This window comes from Lacticaseibacillus suilingensis (genome assembly GCF_016861845.1).
In the GTDB taxonomy this organism is placed as follows: domain Bacteria; phylum Bacillota; class Bacilli; order Lactobacillales; family Lactobacillaceae; genus Lacticaseibacillus; species Lacticaseibacillus suilingensis.
On record NZ_BOLV01000074.1, the window covers coordinates 1 to 558 of the forward strand.

Genomic DNA, 558 nt, shown 5'->3' on the forward strand with positions numbered 1-558 from the left:
GTAAAATGACGTTCATGAAAAGTTTCAACTTGTCCCTCGACGACCTTAGTCATGTTTGAGATCGTTGTTGCGCAGTAGTGCGATCCGTACATTTTCTCGATTAAATCGGCAATTTCACGTGTTGTGATTCCTTTTTCGTAGAGCTTGATAACCATCTCTTCTAAGGCATCAACATGACGCGTGTACGGCGGAATGAGTGCTGCTTTGAATTCACCATTACGGTCACGTGGTACGCAAATATTTAGTTTTCCATACTCGGAAGCTATTTGACGAAAGTACTGTCCGTTCCTGGAATTTCCGCTGTTAAAACCACTGCGATCATATGGATCGTAGCCTAAAATTGCGGTTAATTCAGCTTGAAGTAGGCTGTTGACTGTTCTCTCTAACTGAGCACGAAAAACCTCTTTTAAATTTCCTTGAGATAGTAGTGCTTGAGCGATTTCTTTGTTAAACTGATCCATGGGCGAAGACCTCCGTTGATTATGTTTGGCGATTTAATCATACGGGGAAGGTCTTCCCTTTTCAATTACTATTTACACAAAATATTGTACACTCCCG

General features: G+C 41.4%; 1 protein-coding gene. It reads right to left on the reverse strand.

The annotated features are described in order from the left end of the window. The coding region (locus JUF11_RS13155) for a transposase (RefSeq protein WP_204119950.1) at positions 1-461 on the reverse strand (461 nt) is incomplete at its 3' end. Positions 462-558 lie beyond the last annotated feature (97 nt).